Source organism: Curtobacterium sp. Leaf261 (assembly GCF_001422205.1).
Lineage (GTDB): Bacteria > Actinomycetota > Actinomycetes > Actinomycetales > Microbacteriaceae > Curtobacterium.
The window spans coordinates 90,942-114,038 of the sequence record NZ_LMMJ01000001.1; the positions used below are offsets into that span (position 1 = coordinate 90,942).

Genomic DNA, 23,097 nt, shown 5'->3' on the forward strand with positions numbered 1-23,097 from the left:
GCCGGGAGCGCGCTGCACGTTCGACCGCCCGTGCGGGCGCGGGCGACGACGGCGCGTAGGCTGACGATCGTGCCTGCAGTCAATCTCGGTATGCCCAAGGTCCCCGAAACCCTCGCCCCCCGCCGCAAGTCCCGGCAGATCAAGGTCGGCAAGGTCCTCGTCGGCGGTGACGCCCCCGTCAGCGTCCAGTCCATGACGACGACGCCGACCACGAACATCAACGCGACGCTCCAGCAGATCGCCGAGCTGACGGCCTCCGGCTGCGACATCGTGCGTGTCGCGGTGCCGACGCAGGACGACGCCGACGTGCTGTCGATCATCGCCAAGAAGTCGCAGATCCCGGTCATCGCCGACATCCATTTCCAGCCGAAGTACGTGTTCCAGGCGATCGACGCCGGATGCGCCGCGGTCCGCGTGAACCCCGGGAACATCCGCAAGTTCGACGACCAGGTCGGTGCGATCGCCGCGGCGGCCAAGGCGGCCGGGGTCTCCCTCCGGATCGGCGTCAACGCGGGTTCGCTCGAGCCGAGCATCCTGCAGAAGTACGGCAAGGCCACCCCGGAGGCACTCGTCGAGTCCGCGGTGTGGGAGGCCAGCCTGTTCGAGGAGCACGACTTCCACGACTTCAAGATCTCGGTCAAGCACAACGACCCGGTCATCATGGTCAAGGCCTACCGCCAGCTCGCGGAGCGGGGCGACTGGCCGCTGCACCTCGGCGTGACCGAGGCCGGACCGGAGTTCCAGGGCACGATCAAGAGCGCCACGGCGTTCGGCATCCTGCTCGGCGAGGGCATCGGTGACACCATCCGCGTGTCGCTCTCCGCGCCGCCGGCACAGGAGATCAAGGTCGGCCTGCAGATCCTGCAGTCGCTGAACCTCCGGGAGCGCAAGCTCGAGATCGTGTCGTGCCCGAGCTGCGGCCGCGCACAGGTCGACGTGTACCAGCTCGCGAACGACGTCACCGCGGGGCTCGAGGGCATGACCGTGCCGCTCCGGGTCGCCGTCATGGGGTGCGTCGTGAACGGTCCGGGCGAGGCGCGCGAGGCCGACCTCGGCGTCGCGTCGGGCAACGGCAAGGGCCAGATCTTCGTCAAGGGCCAGGTCATCAAGACGGTGCCGGAGTCCGAGATCGTCGCGACGCTCATCGCCGAGGCGAACCGCCTGGCCGACGAGATGCCCCCCGGCGAGGTCGGCACCCCCGAGGTCGTCACGGCGTAGCTCGGTCTGCCCGATCCGGTCCCACCCGGCGGCCGAGACGGCGCATCCGTGACTCCTCGCGTGTCGAGGAGTCTCAGATGTGCCGTCTCGTCGTCCGAGCGGACCCCGACCCCGACGCCGGCCGGCGCCCCGCTAGGCTTGCCCCGTGGTCACTCGGCTCTCTCACCTCTTCCTCCGCACGCTCCGCGACGACCCGGCCGAGGCCGAGGTCCGGAGCCACAAGCTCCTGGTGCGCGCGGGCTACATCCGGCGCCAGGCCCCTGGCATCTATGCGTGGCTGCCGCTCGGGCTCCGGGTCAAGGGACGCATCGAGCAGATCGTCCGCGACGGCATGATCGCGGCCGGTGCGCAGGAGGTCCACTTCCCGGCACTCCTGCCGCGTGAGCCCTACGAGGCGACGAACCGCTGGACCGAGTACGGCGACGGCATCTTCCGACTCAAGGACCGCAAGGACGCGGACTACCTCCTCGCGCCGACGCACGAGGAGATGTTCGCGCTCCTGGTCAAGGACCTCTACTCGTCCTATAAGGACCTGCCCGTCACGCTGTTCCAGATCCAGGACAAGTACCGCGACGAGGCCCGTCCCCGTGCCGGACTGCTCCGCGGGCGCGAGTTCACGATGAAGGACGCCTACTCGTTCGACATCGACGACGCGGGCCTCGACCGGAACTACGAGATCATGCGCGACGCGTACGAGCAGATCTTCACGCGTCTCGGCCTCGAGTACGTCATCGTCCAGGCAGACGCCGGCGCGATGGGCGGCAGCCGGAGCGAGGAGTTCCTGCACCCGATCGCGGTCGGCGAGGACACCTTCGTCCGGAGCGCGGGGGGCTACGCCGCGAACGTCGAGGCGTACGTCACCCAGGCGGCCGAGGCGGTGCCGATCGAGGGGCAGCCAAAGCCCGTCCTCCTGCCGAAGTCGGACACGCCGACGATCGGCTCCCTCGTGCAGCACGCGAACGCGGCGGCACCGAAGGCCGGCGGCGAGTGGACGGCCGCGGACACGCTGAAGAACGTCGTCCTGGCGCTGACCCACCTCGACGGCACCCGCGAGGTCGTCGTCGTCGGACTCCCCGGGGACCGCGACATCGACCTGAAGCGCGCCGAGGTGGCGTTCGCCCCGGCCGAGGTCGAGGCTGCCGGCGACGCCGACTTCGGGCGGAACAAGGGCCTGGTCAAGGGTTACATCGGCCCGCAGGTGCTCGGCTCGGAGCGCGCGACCGGACTGCGCTACCTCGTCGACCCCCGCGTCGCCGACGGCACGACGTGGATCACCGGCGCGAACGAGCAGGGCCAGCACGTGTCCGGACTCGTCGCCGGGCGCGACTTCACGGCCGACGGCGTCGCGGACGTGTCCGACGTCCGGGCCGGGGACCCCGCCCCGGACGGATCGGGCCCCCTCGAGACCGCGCGCGGCATGGAGATCGGCCACGTCTTCCAGCTCGGACGCAAGTACGCCGAGGCGCTCGGACTCAAGGTGCAGGACGCCAACGGCAAGCTGGCGACGGTCACCATGGGGTCGTACGGTATCGGCATCACCCGGATCATGGCGATCATCGCCGAGGCGCACAACGACGACCGCGGCCTGATCTGGCCGAAGAACGTCGCGCCGTTCGACGTGCACGTCGTCGCGACCGGGCGGGACGAGATCGCGTACGACGTCGCGAGCGGCATCGTGGCGGACCTCGAGGGCGCCGGCTTCGACGTCGTGTACGACGACCGTCCCAAGGTCTCGCCGGGCGTCAAGTTCGGCGATGCCGAGCTGGTCGGGGTCCCGATCGTCGTGGTCGCCGGCCGGAACGCCGGCGAGGGCGTCGTCGAGGTCTGGGACCGCGCCGCCGGCGAGCGTCGCGAGATCCCGGTCGCCGAGGTGCTCGAGGCGGTCCGCTCGATCTAGCGGCCTCCGCGAGTCGCGGACGCGACCACCAGACGGTCTGGAGGGACGGTGCCAGTTGGCGCCGTCCCTCCAGTCTGTCCATGCTGCGGTACGATTGTCTGCAGCCTGCGCGCGGTCACCGAGCGCGCGGGTCAAGTCATCTGAATACCGGAGGTCCCCTCGATGCAGATCGATCTCGCCGTACTGCGGCTCATGGAGCGTGAGCGGGAGATCCCGTTCGACGAACTCGTCACGATCATCGAGCAGGCCATCCTCACGGCCTACCAGAAGCACACCGAGGAGAACGGCGACGACGTCGATCCCCAGGCGCGCGTCGAGCTCGACCGCAAGTCCGGGCAGGTGCAGATCTACGTCCCCGAGCGTGACGACGAGGGCGCCGTGATCGGTGAAGCCGCCGACTCGCCGTCGGACTTCGGACGCATCGCGGCCTTCGCCGCCAAGCAGGTGATCAACCAGCGCCTCCGTGACATCGGCGACGAGAAGGTCCTCGGCGAGTTCCGTGGGAAAGAGGGCGACATCGTCGCCGGCGTCATCCAGCAGGGACCGAACCCGCGCATGGTCCTCGTGGACCTCGGCACCGTCGAGGCGATCCTCCCGCCCGAGGAGCAGGTCCCAGGGGAGTCGTACAACCACGGCTCGCGCATCCGCGTCTACGTGACGAGTGTCGGCAAGGGCAAGAAGGGGCCGCAGATCACGGTGTCGCGCACCCACCCGGGGCTCGTCCGCAAGCTGTTCGCGCTCGAGGTCCCGGAGATCGCGTCCGGTGTTGTCGAGATCGTCTCGATGGCGCGCGAGGCCGGACACCGCACGAAGATCGCGGTCAAGGCCAACGAACCCGGCATCAACGCCAAGGGCGCCTGCATCGGCGAGCTCGGGGCGCGAGTCCGATCGGTGACGAACGAGCTCGGAGCCGAGAAGATCGACATCGTGGACTACTCGCCGGACCTCGCGACGTTCGTCGGCAGTGCCCTGTCGCCCGCCAAGGTCAGCTCGTCGTTCGTGATCGACCAGGCGACGAAGGCCGTCCGTGCCCTCGTGCCGGACTACCAGCTGTCGCTCGCGATCGGGAAAGAGGGCCAGAACGCCCGCCTCGCCGCCAAGCTGACCGGGGCTCGGATCGACATCCAGCCCGACTCGATCCTCGAGGACTAGTCGTCCACGTCCCGGCGCTGCCGTGTCAGGCGCGCCGGGATCGCGGTCGTCGGAAGGTGGGAGTAGAGTGGAACCCGTCAGAACGTGCATCGGCAGTCGTCGTCGCGCGCCCCGATCCTCACTTCTCCGAGTCGTCGCCCGCGGCGACCAGGTCGTGGCGGACCCGAAGGCAGTCATGCCGGGCAGGGGAGCGTGGCTCACACCGACCGTCGAAGCCTACGAACTGGCCGTCTCCCGCAAGGCGTTCCGCCGTGCGCTGCGGCTGGATCGTGAACCGGACACGTCGGCGGTCCTCCGGACGGTGCTCACCATGAGCGCCGCACCAACGGGACCGTCCGACACGACAGAACAGGCTGAACGGCTTATGGACAACTGATGAGCGGCTCGAAATGAGACCCATCACCTAATGAGCTCCTCCCTTCTCGGGCGGGGCTCGAGAAGGAGAACTGTGGCGAAACCACGCGTACACGAGATCGCAAGCGAGCTCGGCGTCGACAGCAAGACCGCAATGGAGAAGCTCAAGGAGCTCGGCGAGTTCGTCAAGGGCCCGAGCTCGAGCATCGAGCCCCCGGTGGCTCGCAAGCTCCGCGCAGCCCTCGAATCGCTCGGCGCGAAGCCGACCGCGACGACGGCTGCACCGGCCGCTGCCCCGAAGGCAGCAGCACCCCGTCCCGCAGCACCGCGTCCGGCAGCGCCGGCGCCCGCTGCCCCCGCCGAGGCCCCGGCCCCGGCGGCGCAGTCCGACGACTCTGACGATGCACCGCGCCCCGTCGCGCCGCTGACCGTCGCCGAGCGTCAGGCGCAGGCCGAGGCTGCCCGCAAGGCCGCCGCCGAGGCGAAGGCAGCCGAGGCCAAGGCCGCGGCACAGGACGACGCCGGCACGACCGACGCCGTCAAGCCCGGCACACCGAAGCCCGCGGGTGCAGCGCCGTCCGCGGCGAAGCCCGGCGGACCGAAGCCCAGCTCAGCGCGTCCGGGCAACAACCCGTTCTCGTCGAGCCAGGGCATGGGTTCCCGCCCCACGCGGCCCGGCAACAACCCGTTCTCGTCCAGCCAGGGCATGCCCCGTCCGGGCGGCGCCGGTGGTGCCGGCGCGAGCGGCATCCCGCGCCCCCAGCCCCCGCGTCCCGGCGCACCCCGTCCGGGTGCTCCGCGTCCGGGCGGCCCCGGCCAGGGTGCCCGTCCGAACGGCTTCGGCCAGCGTCCCGGTGGCCCCGGCGGCCGCGGCGGTCAGGCCGGTGGGTTCCAGCGTCCAGGTGGCGCCCCCGGTGCCGCAGGTGGGTTCCAGCGTCCGGGCTTCGGTCCGTCGCGCCCCGCCGGTGGCGGCGGTCGCGGTCGCGGTCCCGGTGGTGGGACCGCGGGTGCGTTCGGTCGTGGAGGCGGCAAGAGCCGTGCCCGCAAGTCGAAGCGGACGAAGCGCGCCGAGTACGAGATGCGGCAGGCTCCGTCGATCGGTGGTGTGCAGGTCCCTCGTGGTGACGGTGACACCGTGGTGCGTCTGCGCCGTGGTGCGTCCATCTCGGACTTCGCGGACAAGATCGACGCCCTGCCCGGCAACCTCGTGACCGTGCTCTTCCACCTCGGTGAGATGGCGACGGCCACGGAGTCCCTCGACGAGGCGACGTTCCAGGTCCTCGGCGAGGAGCTCGGCTACAACATCCAGGTCGTCTCGCCCGAGGACGAGGACAAGGAGCTCCTCGAGGGCTTCTCGATCGACCTCGACCAAGAGCTCGAGGACGAGGACGAGTCGCTCCTCCAGATCCGACCGCCCGTCGTCACGGTCATGGGCCACGTCGACCACGGAAAGACCCGACTCCTCGACGCGATCCGCAACGCGAACGTCGTCGCGGGCGAGGCCGGTGGCATCACCCAGCACATCGGTGCCTACCAGGTCATCACCGAGCACGAGGGCATCGAGCGTCCGATCACCTTCATCGACACCCCGGGTCACGAGGCGTTCACCGCCATGCGAGCTCGTGGTGCCCAGGTGACGGACATCGCGATCCTCGTGGTTGCCGCCGACGACGGCATCATGCCGCAGACGGTGGAGGCCCTGAACCACGCGCAGGCAGCAGGTGTGCCGATCGTGGTCGCGGTGAACAAGATCGACAAGGAAGGCGCGAACCCGGCCAAGGTCCGTCAGCAGCTCACCGAGTACAACCTGGTGGCCGAGGAGTACGGCGGCGACGTCATGTTCGTCGACGTCTCCGCGCGGAACAACACGAACATCGACGGACTCCTCGAGGCCGTCCTGCTCACCGCGGACGCCGGGCTCGACCTGCGTGCCAACCCCGACAAGGACGCACGCGGCATCGCGATCGAGGCGCGCCTCGACAAGGGCCGCGGTGCGGTCGCGACGGTGCTCATCCAGTCCGGCACGCTGCACGTCGGTGACGCGATCGTCGCCGGCACGGCGTACGGCCGGGTCCGGGCGATGATGGACGAGAACGGCGACCCCGTGCTCGCTGCGACGCCGAGCCGTCCGGTCCAGGTGCAGGGTCTGTCGACCGTGCCCCGAGCCGGCGACACGTTCCTCGTCACCGAGGAGGACCGCACGGCACGTCAGATCGCCGAGAAGCGCGAAGCCGTCGAGCGCAACGCACAGCTGGCCAAGGCCCGCAAGCGCATCTCGCTCGAGGACTTCACCCGTGCACTCGAAGAGGGCAAGGTCGACGCGCTCAACCTCATCATCAAGGGTGACGTCTCCGGTGCCGTCGAGGCACTCGAGGAGTCGCTGCTCAAGATCGAGGTCGACGACAGCGTGCAGCTGCGGATCATCCACCGCGGTGTCGGCGCCGTCACGGAGTCCGACGTCAACCTGGCGACGGTCGACAACGCGATCATCATCGGGTTCAACGTCCGTCCGGACACGAAGGCCAGGGAGCGCGCCGCCCGCGAGGGTGTCGACATCCGCTTCTACTCGGTCATCTACTCCGCACTCGAGGACATCGAGCAGTCCCTCAAGGGCATGCTCAAGCCCGAGTACGAGGAGATCCAGTCGGGTGTCGCGGAGATCCGTGAGATCTTCCGCTCCTCGAAGGTCGGCAACATCGCCGGTGTCATCGTCCGCTCCGGAACGATCACGCGCAACGCCAAGGCGCGCGTCATCCGTGACGGTGTGGTCCTCGCCGACGGGCTCGCGATCGAGTCGCTGCGTCGGTTCAAGGACGACGTGACGGAGGTCCGTACGGACTACGAGGCCGGTATCGGTCTCGGCAAGTTCAACGACATCCAGATCGGCGACGAGATCGAGACGACCGAGATGATCGAGAAGCCGCGCGACTAGCTCGCCGGCGTTCTCCGGGGTCCCGCACGCGACAGCGTCGTGCGGGGCCCCGCCCCGTTCCCCCGGGTGCCGAGGCACCCACGCATCCGTTCCACCACAGGAGGATCCATGGCCGACCCGCAGCGTGCCCGCAAGATGGCGGACCGCATCAAGCAGATCATCGCCAGGCGGCTCGAGAAGGGCATCCGCGACCCGCGCCTCGGGTTCGTGACCATCACCGACGTTCAGGTCACCGGTGACCTGCAGCACGCCTCGGTGTTCTTCACCGTGTACGGCACCGACGAGGAGCGCCAGGACAGTGCTGCGGCGCTCAAGTCCGCGACGGGCATGCTCCGGACCGAGGTCGGCAAGAACATCACGGCGCGGCTCACTCCCTCGCTGGAGTTCTTCCTCGACGCCGTGCCGGAGAACGCCGCGCACATCGAGGGTCTCCTGCGCGAGGCGAAGGACCGCGACGCGTCCAACCACGAGCTGGCCTCGAGTGCCGACTACGCGGGCGACGCCGACCCGTACCGGCACGACGACGAGGACGCCTGACGCTCCGCGCGCGCTCCGTGTTCTGAACACCTCCGTCCGCTGCGAACACCTGGATCCGGGTGTTCGCGGCGGACGTCCGTGTTCAGAACACCTGGAACCGCCCAGCGCCGCCGCCGCCCGGCGCCCCGCGCTCAGTGCCCGGGCAGCGTGTACCCGGCGGTGTCGTCGCCCGCGGCCAACCCGTCCCGCAGCAGCGACGCCAGGGCACGGGCGCGCTGCACCCCGTCCGGCCACACCATCACGATCTCGTCGACGGTGACCGGCACGTCACTCGCCCGCAGCTCGGCCATGATCAGCCCGCGCACCTGCCGGTCGCTCCCCGCGAACCTCGCCTGCTTCGGCGCACGGGGTCCGTCGTGCGACGGGTACCCCGCGGCGCGCCAGGCACACCGATCCGCGATCGGACACACGTCGCAGGCCGGCGCCCGCGACACGCACACCAGGGCACCGAGCTCCATGACGGCGGCGTTCGTCGCGGCGGCTCCCTCGAGGTCCGCGGGCAGCACCGACTCCATCAGCGGCAGATCGCGCTTCGCCGATGCCGGCCCCGCCTCGCCGTCGCCGAGGACGGCCCGAGCGAGCACCCGGCGGACGTTGACGTCGACGACCGGGTGTCGGAGCCCGTACGCGAAGACCGCGACGGCCCGCGCGGTGTAGTCGCCGATCCCGGGGAGCGCGAGTAGGTCGTCGACGTCCGACGGCACCACGCCGCCGTGTCGCTCGACGATCGCGGTCGCGGCAGCGTGCAGGGCGAGTGCGCGCCGGGGGTAGCCGAGCCGGTCCCACGCCCGCACCGCCTCCGACGGCGGGTCGGCCGCGAGTGCCGCGGGGGTCGGCCAACGCGTGAGCCACTGCTCGAGACGGGGGACCACGCGGGCGACCTGGGTCTGCTGCAGCATGATCTCGCTGACCAGGGTGCCCCACGCGGGGAACCCTGCCCGACGCCACGGCAGGTCCCGTCCCTCGCGCCGGAACCAGTCCACGAGGGGCGTCGCCAGGTCGGGGAGGGTCGCGTCCGCCCCGGGGCGGGGTGGGTTCGGACGGGAGGCACGGGCGGAGTCCACCAGGAGAGCCTACGGTGGGTGCATGGCACGCTGGGCACCCGAGGAGACCGACACCATGGCCGCGCTGGCGACCGAGATCGCCGGGACGCACGGCACCGCGAGGACGCTCGTGGCGGTGGACGGGCAGCCGGGTGCGGACGTCCGGCACGTCGCCGACGCGCTCGTCCAGGCGTTCTCCACGCAGGGCGTGACGGCGATGCACGCCGACGCCGTGTCGACCGACGTGGACGGCCTCCGCGCCGAGGTCGTCGACCCCTTCCGCACGACGGGGACGGCGGCGGGGGTCCTCGTCGTCACGGGGACGCGGCTCCTGGCGACGCGGAGCCGACCGCTCTGGAGCTGGACGCTCTGGGTCGAGGCCGACCCCGACCTCCGGGTCGCGGACGACGACCCGTACCTCGGATACCTCCGCCAGGACGACCCGAAGGCGCATGCGTCGGCCGTCCTCGACACGTCGGACCCCGAGCACCCGCGCCGGAACTGGAACGACGCCTGCTGAGCGGTCCGGTCGGATCGACGGCTGCTAGCCTGCTCCGGTGCTCGAACCGGCAGCCCCCAGCGGCATCATCCTCGTCGACAAGCCGCAGGGGATCTCCAGCCACCGGGCGGTGTCGATCGCCCGACGGCGTTTCGGCACCAGGAAGATCGGTCACGCCGGCACCCTCGACCCGATGGCGACGGGACTCCTGGTCCTCGGGATCGGACCGTCGACCCGGCTGCTGACCCACCTCGTCGGGCTCGACAAGACCTACACGGCGACGATGCGACTCGGCATCACGACCGACTCCGACGATGCCGACGGCACCCCCGTGACCTGGCCGGGAGCGCTCCTGGGCAGCATCACCGAGGACGCACTCGAGTCGGCGGTCGCCGAGCAGCGGGGCGTCATCGACCAGGTGCCGAGCACCGTCAGCGCCATCAAGGTCGACGGTCGTCGTGCGTACGCGATGGCGCGGAACGGCGAGACCGTCGAACTCGCCGCCAGACGCGTGACGATCGGGCGGTTCGAGGTCACCGACCGGCGCGACATGACGGCGAGCATCGACGGGTCGCCGGTCCCGGTCGTGGACGTCGACATCGAGATCGCCTGCACCTCCGGGACCTACGTCCGTGCACTGGCACGTGACGTCGGCGCGGCGCTCGGGGTGGGTGCGCACCTCACGGCACTCCGCCGTACCTCGGTCGGTCCGTTCGAGGTCTCCGACGCGGTCGACCTGGAGGACGACGACGTGGACGTGGTGCGGGCGATGCTCCGACCGGCCGACGTCGCCAGGCGGCTCTTCCCGGAGGTCGTCCTCGACGCACCCGACACGAAGGACTTGTCCGACGGCAAGCGCGTCGCCACCGACCTCGATGACACCGAGGGTCCGGTCGCCGCGGTGTCCGGTGCTGACGATCGGCTCATCGGGCTGGTCAGCGCGCGACGGGGTCAGTTCCGGGTGATCACGAACTTCCCGTCGCCGCAGGCGGTGCCGGGATCCGCGCCGGGGTCCGCCCTGCGGTCCGCTCCCGACCACCGGGGCGGTGGACGCGCGTGATCGACTGGTTCACCTGGGTCCAGATCGGACTGGCGGTCGTCGCCGGGGTCTTCGCGATCGTCGTCGGACTCATCGGGTGGAAGCCGAACGACGTCACCGTCGGCGCGCTCGTGCTCATCGAGCTGCTCCTCGTCGCGCAGGGCGTGGTGTCCCTCGTGCAGCCGGCGGTGGGCAACCCGCCCGGCGGCGACGGTCTGACGTTCGGGGTGTACGCCGTTTCCGTGCTGCTCGTCCCCCCGGCCGCAGTGGTGTGGGCGCTCGTCGACCGGACCCGATGGAGCACCGTCGTGCTCGGTGTGGGCGCGCTGACGGTGGCCGTGATGGTCTACCGGATGCAGGAGATCTGGTTCGCACACTGACACCGTCGGACGCCGTGGCGCGTGCCGACCTGCGGACACGGCACGGGCCTCCCGGTCTGTAGAATCGGGACAATGGCGACCAAGTCCTCTCGCGCGACCGGAATCGGTCGTGTCCTCATCGCCGTCTACGGCATCCTCGCCCTGGCGGCGACCGGGCGGAGCGTCGTCCAGATCATCCAGAAGTTCGACCACGCACCCTTCGCCTACACCCTGAGCGCCGTGTCGGCGGTCGTGTACATCGTCGCGATGATCGCCCTCATCGTGCCGGGGCGTGCCTGGTACCGCGTCGCGTGGGTGACGATCAGCTTCGAGATGGTCGGTGTCCTCGTGATCGGCGCACTGTCCCTGTTCGACCACGCGCTGTTCCCGGACGACACCGTCTGGTCCGGGTTCGGCGCCGGCTACTACTGGGTGCCGCTCGTGCTGCCGATCGCCGGCCTGTGGTGGCTGCTGCGCTTCCACCGCGCTGCGGCACTCGGGACGCCGGCGGCCACGACCGCGTCCTCCACGCAGCCGCGCGTCGCGGGGGAGTAGCCGTGCAGTTCTACGAGGACGTCCTCGACGTGGCACGGGGCTTCGGGCCGAGCGCCGTCACGATCGGTAAGTTCGACGGTGTGCACGTGGGGCATCGCGCAGTCATCGCCCGGCTCGAGAAGGCCGCGGCCGAACGCGGACTCGTCTCGACCGTCGTCACGTTCGACCGGCACCCGCTCAGTGTCATCGACCCGCTGCACGTCCCACCCGCGCTGACGAGCATCGCGCAGCGGCGGGAACTCCTCGAGCAGGCGGGTGTCGACGCGACGCTCCTGCTGTGCTTCGACGAGGAACTGCAGCAGCTGCCCGCCGAGGACTTCGTCGAGCAGGTGCTCGTCGAGACCCTGTCCGCGCGCCTGCTGTTCGTCGGCAGCGACTTCCGCTTCGGGGCCAGGGGCCTCGGCGACATCGACCTGCTCCGGCGGATGGGTGGCGAGCACGGGTTCGAGGTCCGTCTCATCGACGACGTCGACCTCGTGGACGACGTCCGCCCCGCCGGTGAGCGCCGTGTCTCATCGACCTGGATCCGCGAGCTCCTCACCGAGGGCCGTGTCGCCGAGGCGGCGCGGCTCCTCGGTCGGGAGCACGCGGTCCGGAGCACGGTGGTGCACGGCAACGAGCGCGGCCGCGCGATGGGCTACCCGACGGCGAACCTCGACCCGGCGCTCGAGGGGTTCGTCCCCGCGGACGGTGTCTACGCCGCCCGCGTCCTGCACGACGGCGTGATCCACCCAGCGGCGGTGTCGGTCGGGAACAACCCGACGTTCCAGGGTGTGCCCGAGAAGCAGATCGAGGCGCACCTGCTCGACGTGGACATCGACCTGTACGACGACACGATCAGCGTGCTGTTCACGGCGTACGTCAGGAGCATGGTCGCGTTCGGCTCGATGGACGAGCTGGCGGCGCAGATGCGGCAGGACGACATCGACATCCGCACGATCCTGGGCGCACCGCAGCACTGATCCCTCGCACCCGGGTCGGGAGCGCGGCGAGGGTCGCAGTCGCGGTCGCGACCAGTGGACTGACGGGAGGCCCGGTACCAGCTGGTACCGGGCCTCCCGTCCGTCACGTGGTTCCGTCAGGAACCGAGCGCGTCCAGCCAGATGCGGCGGGCGTCGAGCGCTTCCTGCGCGTCCTTGATCTTCCGGGCGTCACCGCTGGCCGTCGCGTCGGCGAGCTCGGACTCGAGCTTGCCGATGGCGTCCTCGAGCTGGCTCGCGAGACCCGACTGCCGGGCCTTCCGCTCGGGGTCGGACTGCTTCCAGTGATCGTCCTCGAGCCCGCGGACATGACTCTCGACCGCACGCATCCGGTCCTCGATGCGGCGGACGCTGTCGCGGGGGACCTTGCCGACCTCGTCCCACCGGCGCTGGAGGTCGGTGAGGGTGCGGCGTGCGGCGACACGGTCCTGCTGCTGCAGGAGCGGCTCCGCCTCGGTGAGCAGGGCCTCCTTCGCCGCGAGGTTCGCCGTGTACTCCTCGTTCTCCTGCGCGACTTCCTCGTGCTTGTGCGCGAAGAGCGTGTCGCCGGCTGCCTTGAACTTCGCCCAGAGCGCGTCGTCGTAGCGCTTCCCGGCACGACCAGCCTGCTTCCAGTCGTCGAGGAGCTGCCGGTAGGCGGTGATGCCGTCGCTGCCCTGGGGTGCGAGTGCCTCGGCCCGGTCGACGAGCTCCTGCTTGCGCGTCCTGGCGTCGCGGTGCTGGGCGTCGAGGTCGGCGTAGAACGCGCGACGGTGCTGGTCGACCGTGCTCCTGGCGGTCCGGAACCGCTTCCAGAGGTCGTTCGCCTCGTTCTTCGGGATGCGCGGGCCGTCGTGCTGATGGGCCTGCCACCGTGCGAAGACGTCGTCGAGCTGGGCGGTGACCTGCTTCCACTGCGCGCGTGCGGGGTCGACGGCGGCCAGACCCTCGGCCTCCTCGACCAGGGCACGGCGGAACGCGAGGGCCTCTGCGAGGGCTTCTTCGGCCTTGGCCGACTGCTCCCGCCCGAGGGCACCGACCTGTTCGGCGAGCACGCCGACGCGGTCCTCGAGGGACTTGATGTCGCCGACGACGTTCGCCTCGGCGAGGGTCGTCGTGAGGTGCTCGACCGTGCGCCCGATGTCGGATGCGGAGGCACCACGCTGTGCGCGCTGCTCCGTGATGCGGACCTGGCCCTCCAGGTCGGCGTACTTGCGGGAGTAGTAGGCGAGCGCCTCTTCCGCGCTCGCGTCGGGGTACTCGCCGACGGCTCGCTCGCCGTCGCCGTAGCGGACGTAGACCGTTCCGGTCTCGTCGACCCGCCCCCAGGTCGTTGCTTCGTCAGTTCCCACAGGTCTCGCCTCGATCGTGGTCGTGCTCGCCGACGTCGCCGTCGGCCGGTCGGTCGTCAGCCTATTGCACCGCCGGTGCGGCTGGGGGCCTCGCCCTACTTCTGTTGGGCGATCGTGGCCCCGGTGATCGTCGTGGCGACCTTCGGGGCACCGGTCCCGTCGGCGCCCGCGGTCCCGATGCCCTTCGACGTGATCGTCGTCCTGAGGTCGTCGAGCCCGCTCGTGACCTTGCCGACGACCGTGTAGCCGCCGGTCGAGCCGTCGAGCTGGGTGTCGCCGTAGACGATGAAGAACTGGGTGGTCTGGGAGTACTGCGACGAGCTCCTGGCGATCGCGATCGTGCCGGTCGGGTAGTCCCCGTCCGACGGGACGTTCTCGAGGGGGCCGTACTCGAAGCCCGCGTCGCCCGTGCCGTCGCCGTTCGCGGAACCGCACTGCAGGAACTTCGCCCCGGTCGACGTGCTGAGCCGGTGGCAGGTGGTGCCCTCGTAGAACTGCTTCCGGATGAGGTCGATCTCGACGCTCGTGGCCTGGGGTGCCGCAGAACCGTCGAGTTCGATGCCCAGCTTCACGGTCTTGTTGAGCGTGAGGGTGCCGTCCCAGGTCGCGCCCTTCGCGATCGACCTGCTCGGCACGTCGCCGGTGTTCGCAGCCGTCGCCGAGGGGCTGGCGGTGCTCGAGGGGTCGGCACTCGGAGTGGCGCTCGCCCCGGCGGACGCGCTGGCGGCGGGCTTCGACTCGTGCTGTCCCGCGTAGACGAGCTGCGACCCGGTCGCGAGTCCGGCGACGACCACGAGCGCAACGACGGCGATCACGTTGTCCCGGACACGGCGCGTCCGACGACGGGCGTGCAGCCCCTGTCGAGCCTGGTAGAGCCGGAGTCGTTCGCGTGCTTCGCGGGCCTGTCGACCCTGGTTCTTCGGTGCCACGTGTGGATCTGCCCTCTCGTCCTGCGCGTTCCCGGGAATCGTAGTGGACGCACGGATGAACCGGGGGAGGCCGGTCCACAGGTGTCGGTGGCCGCGCCTACAGTGGTGGCATGGCAGCGGGTCGTTCGAGGGAGCAGCAGGCGCCCACGAGCGGATCGGCGCGGGGGTTGTCCTCGGGGTCGGTGCCGCTCGCGGTGCGGATGCGCCCCACGAGTCTCGACGAGATCGCCGGCCAGGGTCATCTCCTCGGCCGTGGCTCGCCGCTCGTCTCGCTCGCGACCGGTGACGCCGAGCGGCCCGGTGGCGTCTCCGTGATCCTGTGGGGGCCGCCGGGCACCGGCAAGACGACGATCGCGCAGGCCATCGCCAGGTCGTCCGGACGCGAGTTCGTCGAGCTCAGCGCCGTGACCGCCGGTGTCAAGGACGTGCGCGAGGTCATGGAGCGCGCGCTCGCGCACCGGGACCTCTACGGCACGACCACCGTGCTGTTCCTCGACGAGATCCACCGCTTCAGCAAGGCGCAGCAGGACGCGCTCCTGCCCGGCGTCGAGAACGGATGGGTCATCCTCATCGCGGCGACCACCGAGAACCCCTCGTTCTCGGTCATCTCCCCGCTCCTCTCGCGCTCGCTCCTGCTCACGCTCAAGCCGCTCACGGACGTCGATCTCGGGCTGCTCGTCGACCGGGCGGTCGAGGACCCGCGCGGGCTCGGCGGCAGTGTCGTCCTGGGCGACGAGGCGCGGGCCGCCCTCATCCGCCTGGCATCGGGCGACGCCAGGCGCGCCCTCACCGCACTGGAGGCCGCGGCCCAGTCCGCAGTGGCGTCGGCCGCCGACGACGAGGGCACCGTAGCCCGGGGTCCCGCCGAACAGGACGACGACGATGAGGACGACGAGGAGTCCTCGTTGGTCCCGGTCGCGGACGTCGTGGACGCGGGCAGCACGGTCCCCGTGATCACGGCGGAGACGATCGCGATCGCCGTGGACCGTGCGCTGCTCCGCTACGACCGTCAGGGCGACGAGCACTACGACGTCATCAGTGCGTTCATCAAGTCGATCAGGGGCAGTGACGTCGACGCGTCGCTGCACTACCTCGCCCGGATGGTCGAGGCGGGCGAGGACCCGCGGTTCATCGCCAGGCGCATCATCATCTCCGCATCCGAGGACATCGGCATGGCGGACCCCCAGGCCCTCCCCATCGCGGTCGCCGCGGCACAGGCGGTCCAGCTCATCGGCATGCCCGAGGGGCGGATCCCGCTCGCCGAGGCCGTGGTCTACCTCGCCACCGCTCCCAAGTCGAACGCCTCCTACAACGGCATCAACGCCGCGATCGCCGACGTCAGGGCGGGGCGGATGGGCGTGGTGCCGAACCACCTGCGCGATGCGCACTACCCGGGGGCCAAGCGCCTCGGCCACGGCAAGGGGTACGTGTACTCGCACGACGCCGAGCACGGGGTGGCTCGGCAGCAGTACCTGCCGGATGCCCTCGACGGCACCGAGTACTACTCGCCGACGGGGAACGGCAACGAGCGCGAGGTCGGTCCGCGGCTCGAGCGCCTCCGCCGCATCATCCGCGGGGAGTAGTCAGCTCGGCCGGTCGCCCCGGGCCGAGTACCCAGCGCAGTCCTGCCCGCCCGGCCCCGCGCGGTCCTGCCCGCCCGGCCGCGCGCGGTCGGGACCGTTCGGGATCAGCGTGATCCGCGCCTCCAGGCTGGCTTCCGTCGTGCGCGGCCCGGCGCGCGGTCTCTGTTTCGGCCCACCCGGACGGCACCCCTGCCCGAGTGCTCGCACCATGCGCGCGCATCGAGCGACATCGCCACCGCTTCACGACGTCGCGTTCGTCAGGTCTCGTCGCACCATGCGTTCGCGCTGGATGGACGGGCATCGAGCGACATCGCCACCGCTTCACGACGTCGCGTTCGTCAGGTCTCGTCGCACCATGCGTTCGCGCTGGATGGACGGGCATCAAGCGACATCGCCACCGCTTCACGACGTCGCGCTCGCCCGGCCTTGTCGCACCATGCGTTCGCACTGGATGCACGGGCATCAAGCGACATCGCCACCGGGCTCCGACGTCGTTCCCCGACAACGGCGTCGCCCGATGCGCATGCATCCGGCGACCACCCATGCAGATGTACGCACCCACCCGCACCCACCCGCACGCACCCACACCTGAACACGGCGCGCGCCGGGTTCCGCAACGCCCTGCGCTCCTGCTATCGTTGATCCGCCTACGACCAGGTTCTCGCGCGCGGCTGCTGTCGAGAACTCAGTGTCAGAGGTTCGGACTGTAGCCGTCCGATCCCACAGGCTCATCCCTCTGAATCCCTTCGCGGTGCTCGCGATGCGAGTGTCCCTGGTTGCCGTGTGCGCACGGTGGCGGGCCGCGATCCGTTCATTCAGTACAGAAAAGGACCCTGTGTCTACCAAGTCACGTTCACGCAGCAAGACCCGCCTCTCGCGCGCGCTCGGCATCCCGCTGACGCCGAAGGCGGCCCGTTACCTCGAGAAGCGCCCCTACGGCCCCGGTGAGCACGGTCGCACCCGCCGCAAGCAGGACAGTGACTACGCCGTCCGTCTCCGTGAGAAGCAGCGCTTGCGCGCCCAGTACGGCATCCGCGAGAAGCAGCTCCGCATCGTCTTCGAAGAGGCCCGCAAGGCCAAGGGCCTGACCGGTGAGAACCTGGTCGAGCTCCTCGAGGAGCGTCTCGACGCCCTCGTGCTCCGTGCCGGGTTCGCTCGGACCACGGCGCAGGCTCGCCAGATGGTCGTGCACCGTCACATCCTCGTCGACGGCAAGCTCGTCGACCGCCCGTCCTTCCGCGTCAAGGAGGGCCAGATGATCCACGTCAAGGCCCGTTCCGAGTCGATGGAGCCGTTCCAGGTCGCCGCTGCCGGTGGCCACGTGGACGTCCTCCCGAAGGTCCCGGGGTACCTCGAGGTCGAGATCGACAAGCTCCAGGCCCGCCTCGTGCGCCGTCCGAAGCGCGTCGAGGTCCCCGTGACCTGCGAAGTCCAGCTCGTCGTCGAGTACTACGCGGCTCGCTGAGTCTCAGCACTCCACGCCAGAAGGCGGTCCACCACCGGGTGGGCCGCCTTCTGCCGTCGCGGGGCCGGGCGACGGCGCTGCCGGTCTGGAGGATCGGTGCGTCGCCGCCCCGCGGCCGCCGGTGGTCGCATGGCGCTGGCGGTAGGCTGGTCGGGCGCGCGGGGGTCGTGCGCCCGAGGGAGAGGCTCCGCGTGAAACCACTGTTCTTCGTCGCCGTCGGCGTCGTCATCGGGTTCCTCGTCGCGCACCAGGTCAACCAGACCACGGGCGGCCGGCGGTTCTTCGCCGAGCTCGACACCCGCACGAAGGCCTTCCGCGGCGCCATCGTCGACGGCTACCGGTCGCGCGAGGCGGAGCTCCGAGCCCACCCCGCCGCGGGCGTCTGACCACCACGGCCACGCACGTCGCACCCCGGTCGTTCCACACCCACTCCTCAACAGGGAAGCACCATGCAGACCGCTGAAATCCGTCGCCGCTGGCTCGAGTTCTTCGGGAACCGCGGGCACACCGTCGTCCCCTCCGCGCCCCTCGTCTCGGACGACCCGTCGCTCCTCTTCGTCGTCGCCGGCATGGTGCCGTTCATCCCGTACCTGACCGGACTGGTCCCGCCGCCGTACCCGCGTGCGACGAGCGTGCAGAAGGTCATCAGGACGAACGACATCGAGGAGGTCGGGCGCACGCCCCGGCACGGCACCTTCTTCCAGATGAACGGCAACTTCTCGTTCGGCGACTACTTCAAGGAGCAGGCGATCACCTACGCCTGGGAGCTGCTCACCACGCCGGAGTCCGACGGCGGCCTCGGGTTCGACCCCGAGGACCTCTGGGTCACGGTGTACGAGGAGGACGACGAGGCGATCGCGATCTGGAAGCAGGTCGCCGGACTCCCCGACGAGCGTATCCAGCGCCTCGGCAAGGACTCCAACTACTGGTCGACCGGACAGCCGGGCCCCGCCGGGCCCTGCTCGGAGATCTTCTTCGACCGCGGGCCGGCCTACGGCGTCGACGGCGGCCCGGCGACCGACGACGACCGGTACGTGGAGATCTGGAACCTCGTGTTCATGCAGTACCAGATCGAGAACGTCCGCTCGAAGGTCGACTTCGACATCGTCGGCGAGCTGCCGAACAAGAACATCGACACCGGGATGGGCCTCGAGCGGGTCGCGTTCATCAAGCAGGGTGTCGACAACATGTACGAGATCGACCAGGTCCGCCCGGTCCTCGACCTCGCCGCGCAGCTCTCCGGTCGGCAGTACGGCTCCGTGCACGAGGACGACGTCCGGATGCGAGTCATCGCCGACCACGTCCGGAGCGCGCTCATGCTCATCTCGGACGGGGTCTCCCCGTCGAACGAGGGCCGCGGCTACATCCTGCGGCGTCTGCTCCGTCGCGCGGTGCGCTCGATGCGGCTCCTCGGCGTCGAGCGGGCCACCTTCCCGGAGCTGTTCCCGGCGTCGCGCGACGCGATGAAGGCCGCGTACCCCGAGGTCGAGTCGGACTTCGCCCGGATCTCCCGCATCGCCTACGCAGAAGAAGAGGCGTTCCTCCGCACCCTCGCGCAGGGCACGACCATCCTCGACGTCGCGGTCGAGCGCGCGAAGGACGACGGCAACCGACCGATCGGCGGAGACACGGCGTTCCTGCTGCACGACACGTTCGGGTTCCCGATCGACCTGACGCTCGAGATGGCAGACGAGGCCGGGCTGCACGTCGACCGCGCGGCCTTCGACACCCTGATGTCGGACCAGCGCTCGCGTGCCAAGGCGGACGCCAAGAGCAAGAAGCGCGCGATCGCGGACCTCAGCGTCTACAGCGCGTTCCGGGCGAGGGGCGAGACCGTCTTCACCGGCTACGACGCCCTCGACACCGAGTCGACCATCCTGGGCATCATCGTGGACGGCGTCAGCGTCGACCGCGCGGTCGCCGGGGACATCGCCGAGGTCATCCTCGCCGAGACGTCGCTCTACGCCGAGTCCGGCGGCCAGGACGCCGATCAGGGGGCGATCGTCGGCAACGGCTTCGACCTCGAGGTCCTCGACGTCCAGAAGCCCGTCCCGAACCTCTTCGCGCACACCGTGCAGGTCCGGTCGGGCGAGGTCGCCGTCGGCGCTGCCGCGACCACGCTCGTCGACGCCGACTACCGCCGTGGAGCGACCCAGGCCCACTCCGCGACACACCTCGTGAACGCTGCGCTCCGCGAGATCCTCGGCCCGGAGGCGCTCCAGGCCGGTTCGTACAACAAGGCCGGGTACATGCGGCTCGACTTCTCCTGGAGCCAGCCGATCTCGACCGACACGCGCTCCGAGATCGAGGACGTCGTGAACACCGCGATCCGGTCCGACCTGCAGGTCGACACGCGCGTGCTGCCGATCGACGATGCCCGCGCGCTCGGCGCCCAGGCCCTGTTCGGTGAGAAGTACGGCTCCGAGGTGCGGATGGTCGACATCGGCGGTCCGTGGTCCCGCGAGCTCTGCGGTGGCATCCACGTCGCCTCGAGCGCCCAGGTCGGGCTCGTCAACCTCGTCGGGGAGGGCAGCGTCGGCTCGACGAACCGTCGCGTCGAGGCACTCGTCGGCATCGAGGGCTTCCGCGACCTCGCGGTCGAGCGGACGATCCTCTCGCAGCTCTCGAGCACGCTCAAGGCTCCTCGCGAGGACGTCCCCGCACGGGTGGCGACGCTCATGGGGGACCTCAAGGCCGCTGAGCGTCGCATCGCCGAGTTCGAGTCGGCGAACCTGCAGCAGCGGATCCCTGCGCTCGTGCAGCGCGCGACGACGATGGGCACGACGACCGTGGTGGCCGAGACCGTCGCGGGCGTGCAGTCCTCGGACGACCTCCGGAGCATGGCGACGGCGGTGCGCGCACAGCTCGGCGACGACGCAGCCGTGGTCGTGCTCGGTGCGGTCGTGAACGACAAGCCCGTGGTGCTCGTGGCGACCAACGACGCGGCGCGACGTGCGGGCCTCCAGGCCGGTCCGTTCGCGAAGGAGGCCGCGGGCATCCTCGGCGGTGGCGGTGGCGGCAAGCCCGACCTGGCACAGGGCGGCGGAACGGACGCGGCGGCACTGCCGGCGGCGCTCCGCGCGGTCACCGCACGGATCGCGGGCTAGGCCGTGCGGACCGGGCGCCGCATCGGCGTCGACGTCGGGCGCGCCCGGATCGGCATCGCGGTCTGCGATCGCGACGGCCTCCTGGCCACCCCGGTGGAGACCGTGCAGCGCGACGACGACCGCGACCTCGTGCGGATCCTGGCGATCGCCGGGGAGTATGAAGCGCTCGAGGCGGTGGTCGGTCTGCCGATCTCGCTCTCCGGCGGGGACACACCGTCCACACAGGACGCGCGGGAGTTCGCGGCACGCATCGCGGAGCACCTGCCGGTCCGGCTCGTGGACGAACGGCTCTCGACGGTGTCCGCTCAGCGCGGGATGCAGCAGGCCGGTCGGAACACGAAGAAGTCCCGCGCCGTGATCGATCAAGCCGCCGCTGTTATCATTCTGCAACATGCGCTCGACCGCGAGCGTGCGGGAGGCACCCCACCGGGGATCGCGCTCCCGTAGATCCGAGAGACTTCGCGAGGACCGTTGGCAGACGACCTGGACTGGCACGACATCATCGCGCCCGGCACCGCAGCCGGGCGGCGTGCCGCATCGAACGACCCTTCCACTGACGACGCGGGTGCACGCGACGGCGCCGGGAGGCCCGTGGCCGGGCCCGGCGCGTCGGCATCCCCTGACGGCGCACCGACCGCACACGAGCCGGTGGCGGCGGCAGACGAACCGGTCCAGCAGCACCGCTCGCGCCGGGAGGCCCGTGCGGCCGCCGCGGAGCAGGGTCGTGGTCGGCGCGGCGCGGTGGGCGGAGCGACCGTGCCGACGGAGCAGGAGCCGGAGCAGGTCGAGATCCACGAGTTGCTGGCGGACTCGGTCGACGGCGCTGGACGTGCGGAGGCCGGTGTCACTGGCGGGGCTGGGGGCTCTCGCCCGGGGGACGGGTCGGACGGACTCGGCGGATCGGGTGGTTCCGGCGGGTCGGGTGGTTCCGGCCGCGGCGGAGGCGGACGGACGCCGCGTGAGCCGCGGGAGCCACGACGGAAGCGTTCGCGCGGGGCCGTCATCGCGGGCATCGTCATCGTCGCGGTCGTCGTCGTCGGTGGCGTGGGGGCTGCAGCGTTCGTCGTGCCGAAGGTGCAGTCCATCGCCGCGAAGTTCTCCGGGACACCGGAGCCGACCGACTACACCGGCAGCGGACACGGCGCGGCCACGATCACGATCAAGGAGGGCGACATCGGGCAGGACGTCGCCAAGACCCTCGAGCGTGACGGTGTCGTGAAGAGTTCCGGTGCGTTCTACAAGCTGCTGCTCGCGAGTCCAGACGTGCAGTTCCAGCCGGGCTCGTACCAGCTCAAGAAGCAGATGAGCTCGAAGTCGGCGCTGTCCGCACTGCAGGACGCCAAGAACAAGGTCACGGCGTCGATCCTCATCCAGGAGGGCGCGGTCCTCAAGGACGTCGAGGCGTCGATGGTCGCGAAGGCCGGTCTCTCGCAGTCCGACGTCGAGGCCGCTGCCAACGACGTGTCGGCCTACGGGCTCCCGGCCGGGACGACGAGTCTCGAGGGGTGGCTGTTCCCCGCGACCTACCCGGTCAACCCGTCGTGGACGGCGAAGCAGTACTTCCAGTACATGGTGAACACGATGTACTCCAAGCTCGACGCCGCGGGTGTGCCGGTCGACCAGCGGGCACACATCGTGACGTTCGCCGCCCTCATCCAGAAGGAGGCCGGGCTCGCGGCCGACTACCCGAAGGTCGCGCGGGTGTTCCAGAACCGGATCGACCAGGGCATGCCGCTGCAGTCCGATGCGACCGTGGCGTACGGCACCGGGCACACCGACCGGGTCACCACGACCGACTCCGAGCGTGCCGATGCGTCGGACCCGTACAACACCTACCAGCACCTCGGACTGCCGCCCGGACCGATCTCGAACCCCGGCACGATCGCGATCGACGCTGCGATGCACCCGGCGGACGGGTCGTGGCTGTACTTCGTGACGGTGAACCTCGACACGGGCGAGACGACGTTCTCGGACACCTACGCCGAGCACCAGGTCGCGGTGAAGCAGTTCCAGGCCTGGCTCCGCGCGCACCCCGACTACCAGTAGGACGCCCGCGGTCGTCGACACCCCTGTTCCGTCTCGGAGCGGGGGTGTCGTCCTCCCTGTGGGAGGATGGG

General features: G+C 70.5%; 20 protein-coding genes. 17 read left to right on the plus strand and 3 right to left on the minus strand.

All coding sequences use genetic code 11. The annotated features are described in order from the left end of the window. Nucleotides 1–69 precede the first annotated feature (69 nt). The 6 genes from ispG (at nt 70) to rbfA (ending at nt 8,090) form a co-directional block, all read left to right on the plus strand. Nucleotides 70–1,218 (plus strand): flavodoxin-dependent (E)-4-hydroxy-3-methylbut-2-enyl-diphosphate synthase, encoded by a 1,149-nt coding sequence (gene ispG, locus ASF23_RS00390; RefSeq protein ID WP_200919275.1) that lies wholly within the window; start codon nt 70–72, stop codon nt 1,216–1,218. Between the two features lie 145 nt (nt 1,219–1,363). Next, the gene (locus ASF23_RS00395) at nt 1,364–3,115 is read left to right on the plus strand and encodes a proline--tRNA ligase (RefSeq protein WP_055947428.1); all 1,752 of its coding nucleotides are present in this window, start codon (nt 1,364–1,366) and stop codon (nt 3,113–3,115) included. Nucleotides 3,116–3,277: 162 nt separating this feature from the next. Next, entirely contained in the window at nt 3,278–4,267 is a 990-nt protein-coding gene (gene nusA / locus ASF23_RS00400) for a transcription termination factor NusA (RefSeq protein WP_055947430.1), read from the plus strand. Between the two features lie 67 nt (nt 4,268–4,334). Further along, a complete protein-coding gene (locus ASF23_RS00405) occupies nt 4,335–4,643 on the plus strand; it encodes a YlxR family protein (protein WP_082473658.1) in 309 nt (102 codons plus the stop codon). A gap of 72 nt (nt 4,644–4,715) precedes the next feature. Then, entirely contained in the window at nt 4,716–7,553 is a 2,838-nt protein-coding gene (gene infB / locus ASF23_RS00410; protein WP_055947434.1) for a translation initiation factor IF-2, read from the plus strand. A 108-nt stretch (nt 7,554–7,661) separates the two neighbouring features. Then, the gene (gene rbfA / locus ASF23_RS00415) at nt 7,662–8,090 is read left to right on the plus strand and encodes a 30S ribosome-binding factor RbfA (protein WP_055947437.1); all 429 of its coding nucleotides are present in this window, start codon (nt 7,662–7,664) and stop codon (nt 8,088–8,090) included. A gap of 131 nt (nt 8,091–8,221) precedes the next feature. On the opposite strand, the gene ASF23_RS00420 is transcribed toward rbfA, so the two are convergent. Next, nucleotides 8,222–9,088 (minus strand): A/G-specific adenine glycosylase, encoded by an 867-nt coding sequence (locus ASF23_RS00420; RefSeq protein ID WP_156364117.1) that lies wholly within the window; start codon nt 9,086–9,088, stop codon nt 8,222–8,224. A gap of 88 nt (nt 9,089–9,176) precedes the next feature. Here ASF23_RS00420 and ASF23_RS00425 point away from each other — a divergent pair, with 88 nt between their 5' ends. From ASF23_RS00425 to ASF23_RS00445, 5 genes are all read left to right on the plus strand, one after another. Further along, nucleotides 9,177–9,653 (plus strand): hypothetical protein, encoded by a 477-nt coding sequence (locus ASF23_RS00425; RefSeq protein ID WP_055947443.1) that lies wholly within the window; start codon nt 9,177–9,179, stop codon nt 9,651–9,653. 37 nt (nt 9,654–9,690) lie between these two features. Next, nucleotides 9,691–10,692, plus strand: coding sequence for a tRNA pseudouridine(55) synthase TruB (truB, locus tag ASF23_RS00430; RefSeq protein ID WP_055947446.1), 1,002 nt, complete (start codon nt 9,691–9,693; stop codon nt 10,690–10,692). Further along, nucleotides 10,689–11,051, plus strand: coding sequence for a hypothetical protein (locus ASF23_RS00435; RefSeq protein ID WP_055947449.1), 363 nt, complete (start codon nt 10,689–10,691; stop codon nt 11,049–11,051). The genes truB and ASF23_RS00435 overlap by 4 nt, the downstream gene beginning before the upstream one ends. 72 nt (nt 11,052–11,123) lie before the next feature. Further along, on the plus strand, nt 11,124–11,585 hold the full coding sequence (locus ASF23_RS00440; RefSeq protein WP_055947451.1) for a hypothetical protein: 462 nt from the start codon (nt 11,124–11,126) through the stop codon (nt 11,583–11,585). A 2-nt stretch (nt 11,586–11,587) separates the two neighbouring features. Beyond that, a complete protein-coding gene (locus tag ASF23_RS00445; RefSeq protein WP_055947454.1) occupies nt 11,588–12,547 on the plus strand; it encodes a bifunctional riboflavin kinase/FAD synthetase in 960 nt (319 codons plus the stop codon). 116 nt (nt 12,548–12,663) lie between these two features. On the opposite strand, the gene ASF23_RS00450 is transcribed toward ASF23_RS00445, so the two are convergent. Beyond that, complete coding sequence (locus ASF23_RS00450) at nt 12,664–13,896, minus strand: DUF349 domain-containing protein (RefSeq protein ID WP_055947457.1); 1,233 nt, start codon at nt 13,894–13,896, stop codon at nt 12,664–12,666. Between the two features lie 95 nt (nt 13,897–13,991). Further along, nucleotides 13,992–14,825, minus strand: a complete 834-nt coding sequence (locus ASF23_RS00455; RefSeq protein ID WP_055947459.1) for a peptidylprolyl isomerase — start codon at nt 14,823–14,825, stop codon at nt 13,992–13,994. A gap of 110 nt (nt 14,826–14,935) precedes the next feature. On the opposite strand from ASF23_RS00455, the gene ASF23_RS00460 reads away from it, so the two are divergent. From ASF23_RS00460 to mltG, 6 genes are all read left to right on the plus strand, one after another. Continuing rightward, a complete protein-coding gene (locus ASF23_RS00460; protein ID WP_082473659.1) occupies nt 14,936–16,408 on the plus strand; it encodes a replication-associated recombination protein A in 1,473 nt (490 codons plus the stop codon). An 835-nt stretch (nt 16,409–17,243) separates the two neighbouring features. Then, on the plus strand, nt 17,244–17,873 hold the full coding sequence (rpsD, locus tag ASF23_RS00465) for a 30S ribosomal protein S4 (RefSeq protein WP_055947462.1): 630 nt from the start codon (nt 17,244–17,246) through the stop codon (nt 17,871–17,873). 191 nt (nt 17,874–18,064) lie between these two features. After that, entirely contained in the window at nt 18,065–18,259 is a 195-nt protein-coding gene (locus ASF23_RS00470) for a hypothetical protein (protein WP_055947465.1), read from the plus strand. Between the two features lie 63 nt (nt 18,260–18,322). Beyond that, nucleotides 18,323–20,980 (plus strand): alanine--tRNA ligase, encoded by a 2,658-nt coding sequence (alaS, locus tag ASF23_RS00475; protein ID WP_055947468.1) that lies wholly within the window; start codon nt 18,323–18,325, stop codon nt 20,978–20,980. 3 nt (nt 20,981–20,983) lie between these two features. Then, nucleotides 20,984–21,427 (plus strand): Holliday junction resolvase RuvX, encoded by a 444-nt coding sequence (ruvX, locus tag ASF23_RS00480; protein ID WP_055947472.1) that lies wholly within the window; start codon nt 20,984–20,986, stop codon nt 21,425–21,427. Between the two features lie 24 nt (nt 21,428–21,451). Then, nucleotides 21,452–23,026 carry an endolytic transglycosylase MltG gene (mltG, locus tag ASF23_RS00485; protein ID WP_055947475.1) on the plus strand — a complete coding sequence of 525 codons (1,575 nt, stop codon included), beginning with the start codon at nt 21,452–21,454 and terminating at the stop codon, nt 23,024–23,026. The last annotated feature ends 71 nt before the right edge of the window (nt 23,027–23,097 follow it).